Below are 4028 nucleotides of genomic sequence, written 5' to 3'. Positions count from 1 at the left end.
GGAACTGGAGGCTTGACCGTTGGTTGAGCGCTCTAGCTGTGCCAAAACATGCCAGAGTCTGGCCAGAAATTTGGCCTTCTAAGAATTATTATCGGCGATTGGCGGAAAAAGTTTCCTGGTGATTCCCGAGGCGCCTGTTTTGCGGGGATTTTGGAGAAGAGCGCCGTGTGGGGTGATGCCTGCGACCAAGCGGGCGCTGCTGAGGAGAGAACGAGGGAGCGGCGCTAAATCTCCCTGCGCAGAGGCTTTCGGTGATTACACAGATCGTTCATGGATGAAACTCAGTTGGCTTCAGAGCGTTCAAGGCGTCCACAACCCGAGCCCATCACACTAGCCGGCGCAAACGTCCGCGCTCTGCAGCTAGCTCCCCATGCCCTACATCCAACGCCCTTATCTCCTCCTCAATCCCCGCACCCGCCCCCAAAAAATCACTTCGGACACAAGATAGCGCCACACATAAAACTGCACGAAGCAAGATGTCACCCCAAGGGGCATAGCGACTGCTCGCATGGCATAGCCCTGCTGGAGGGCATGGTAAAGGGTTTTGAGTTCAAGGTTCCGTCAAAGGAGAGCAACAAGGTTTCATTCTCTTCACGCCAGTCAATATGCAGGTGTGCAGGTGCCCTCCAGCCATGTCACCACTATCACCCGCCGTTTACGACTCAAGACAATTTGGTATTACGCCTTTGGGTGACCAAACTCGCTCGCCGCCACAAATCTGGTCTTGCGTCGCGCCCGGCGGTGCAGGCTGTTTGCCGGGCGAAGAGCTGTGTTTGGAGGGTCCGCGAGAAAAAGTAAGTTTTTGCAATCACGGGACTTCGCAAGATGAAAGGGGCGTTTTGTTAAAAAACATTTTGCCAGAAACTGGATTCGTGTTTAAAATCGTTTTGCACAGGCGCCTTGACGAGGCGTCTCCTGAAGGTTTATGAGCGCCACTAAAGTCTCAAATCGCCGCCTTGAAGAGCGGACAAGCGGGCCGGTCATATCTCCCATCGAAGCCGAAGAGAGATCGCGTGCTTGGCTGACGTGGTTGCGCGCCATTGAAAGTTTCTTCGATCTTAGTCTTCACCCGCGCCGAAATACGTCCGAAGCGAAGCTTGATCTGACGAATGAACTGAGCATCTTGCGACAAGCGGCGCAGCGTGCGCTTCGTTTGTTGGCCGTCGGCAGCGTTCGTGATGCTTCGGGCGACGTCTTGCGAGAAGCTCTCGGCGAGTTCGCCGTCATGTGTGAGACGGTTGAACGAGCGAACGCGCGTGTCTGGGAGAGTTTGAAGGGCGCGTTCGTTTGCCGTGTATGGGAACGATCTGCAGTTGCAAACTCATTGGCAATAGCGGTTCATGCCGAAGAGGAAGAGGTTCATCCGCGTTTGCGCGCTGCGGTCAGGTCGGTTGCTCATCCTTGGCTGAGGGATGATTTGCGTTTGATCTTTGTCTCGTTAGCGCGCATGCTTGGTTGGCAACGGCTCATCGAGCTCGAATTGGAAAAGGATCGCCCTTTGAAGGTCGTGCTGCCAATCTTCACTTTGATTCACAAGGAGGCGCGGCAATTGGTCTCGTTCATTGAGACGCGCGCCTTGCACAGCCAAGGGCTCGACGCGCACATTTTCGATGCGCTCGACGCGAGCGCATATGCCATGAGCATGGAACTCAATAAAGTCTTCACACATGAACTCATCGGCGTGGCGGAATCGCGCGACGCCTCCGAGATCTACGCGCGCGTCGAGGACGCGACCGGGCTGTTGTGCGATTGTTTTCAGCAAACCACCGTCGGAGTGGCGCAGCTATTCGACGCGACGATCAACGGCGCAGAGCTTTTCGCTTCGTACAAGACGAGGCTCGAACAATCGTTGTGTTTGCGGCGGGATATTTGGACCTTATCGCAAATAATTCGGCGCCTCGAGCGCGAGCGTCATCACCTTGCGACGAGCAAGCTCGTTGAGAGTCTGGAAGCTTTTCGTCGCGGGAGCATGCGCTTTTTGATGTACAAGGATTGGGAGAGTTTGGAGCGTTTCATCGAAGAGGTCACAACGGCGCGCGGGGTGTCGGAGTTGATTCCGGTGCTGCATCGGTTTTCGATCTATCTGGAGACGCTCTTCCGACAAGTCAACATGCGCCTCGTCCTCGCCGATCATCCATTCGAGCCGCCTACAGAAACCGACCTGCTGTCGAGCGATGCGATGGCGCGCAAGATATTCGATTGAAGAAAGGCCGAGCTTGCCGTTGATCGCCAGCGGCGTCTTCATCAAAACGCTCAAGGTGCTGTTGGAATTACTTGCGTGAGGACGGCGCCGAGAAGACCAAGCGAAGACCGGGTGCGACGGCGAAAGCCCTCTGCTGTCAGCTGCGTCGTCGCGATGGCGTAGGCGGAAGAGGCAACTAGTTCGTCACGCCCTAGGATGTGCGCCAGTTCACGCATGGACTCGCGCTCTCGCGTATAGGTTGCGATCAAGGCCTGTTCATTTGCCGCAACGCGCGCCGCCCGCCGAAAAGCTTCATCAGCAGCCATGGTCCGACCAGCAGCGCGCGCGCGCACGCACTGTCGCACGTCCTCTTCGCGCCCGAGGATCAAGTAGCCATCAACGAAGCACGCTGCTCCACGCTCATCATCCGTTGAAACGAGCAACTCGACATCGCCGAGCGTTTCACGACGAAAGGTCTTCAAGTGGCGACGCACTTCTGCGCGCAGCGTTGCTTCATCCTTGACGCGTGCAATGAGCACCCGCGCTTGATCGTCAGCGAGAATCTGCGCCGTCGCAATCTCCGAGCCAGCAGCGCGCAGGAAATCGCGCGGCGATTCAATGCCGTAAGGCTTCAAAGCGGCATCGAGGACGCGCCCGGCAAGCGGTTCGATGAGTCGGTCCAATTGCGAAGCGATGGCTGACTTCAGTCCTTCCCAAGCAGCCGCCGGATCCGCGTAGTTGTAGCGTGTCAGTTGGTACGTATCCGCAGGCAGCAGCCGTTCGGCGCTGTGAACCGGTTCGTGTGATGGGGAAAAGGCTTGACCGATTCGGCTCGCCAGTTCGTCCGGTAGTGCAAAGAGATAATCATCTTCGATCTCGCCATCAGCTACGCGCATGCTCCACGCCGCATCGCGCAAGATCTTTCCGGCCAATTGCGGCAAGATGATGGCCGCAGCGCTTTGCGCGCGCGGGTCATCCGACATGCGCGCCGCGTAGGTCAAGGCGAGGATCTTAGCGATTTCCGTTGCGCCGCGCGGCGAGACGTAGCCGAAAGCAAGCGCCGTGCGATCTGTGAATCGGCGGCGCACCGCGTCGAAGCGCGTTTCCTCAGCCAAACTACGGTGCTCTCTGCGCCGCACGGCGATGCAGGTTTGGATCGCTTGTTCATCGTTGCCGATGACGACCGCGCTGCCCGAAACATTGGCGATGAGGCGACTGTGACCGGTCGGTGCCGTCCAAGTAATGGTCAACCCATCTTCGTTCTCGTTTCGTTCTACGCCTGGCGCGCCATAGACGCGGTGCGCTAGCTCGCCGACAAGCTCTTCGACGGCGCTTCGCGTCCGCCACTCGCTCGTGTGCGTTTCGGCCACGAGCGCCGCGCTTGGTTTGACGTTGAGCGCGTCGCCGCCGCCGTCGGTCTCTATGTCGAGCACAACGAACGCTACCTGCGAACGAGCCAAAACGACGTCGCGTGCGCGCCCGACACCGATCCAAGCGAGCGTACGTCCCCACCAAGATAAGCGTCGCGCGCCTCGGCCCAAGATCGCGCGCCAAGGCTCGACCGTGGTCAAGTTTTCCAAGAGTTGAGGCAGATCGTCGGCTTCCGCATAGACCAAAGCTTCGGATGGAACGCGCGTCGCCACATCGATCGGGCGCGGGCGGTTCCACCAGACCCAAAAACAGAGCAGAAGCAGCGCGGCGGCAATCCAAGCCGTGATCTTGCGAAATTTCCTCATCCGATCGCGGCGGCGCGGAGACCCCGGCCTTTAGGCCTGGGGAGGAGCGCCGCCCTGCCTCCTTTCTTGCGCCTTACATGAAGGCGGAGTAGAATTTTTCTGGCGGCCGG

The 4028-nt window shown here is 58.3% G+C and carries 2 protein-coding genes; one reads left to right on the top strand and one right to left on the bottom strand.

Features of this window, described 5'->3' with window-relative positions:
- The first annotated feature begins 925 nt into the window (after positions 1 to 925).
- Positions 926 to 2203: a hypothetical protein gene (locus C4334_RS14445; protein ID WP_352432794.1), complete on the top strand. Its 1278-nt coding sequence runs from the start codon at positions 926 to 928 to the stop codon at positions 2201 to 2203.
- Positions 2204 to 2253: 50 nt separating this feature from the next.
- Here C4334_RS14445 and C4334_RS14440 read toward each other — a convergent pair whose 3' ends face one another.
- Positions 2254 to 3918, bottom strand: coding sequence for a hypothetical protein (locus C4334_RS14440; protein ID WP_352432793.1), 1665 nt, complete (start codon positions 3916 to 3918; stop codon positions 2254 to 2256).
- Between the last annotated feature and the right edge of the window lie 110 nt (positions 3919 to 4028).

This window comes from Pyrinomonas sp. (assembly GCF_040289685.1).
Lineage (GTDB): Bacteria > Acidobacteriota > Blastocatellia > Pyrinomonadales > Pyrinomonadaceae > Pyrinomonas.
The sequence above is the reverse complement of the archived record's forward strand: the minus strand, read 5'-3'. Positions and strand labels throughout refer to the sequence as shown.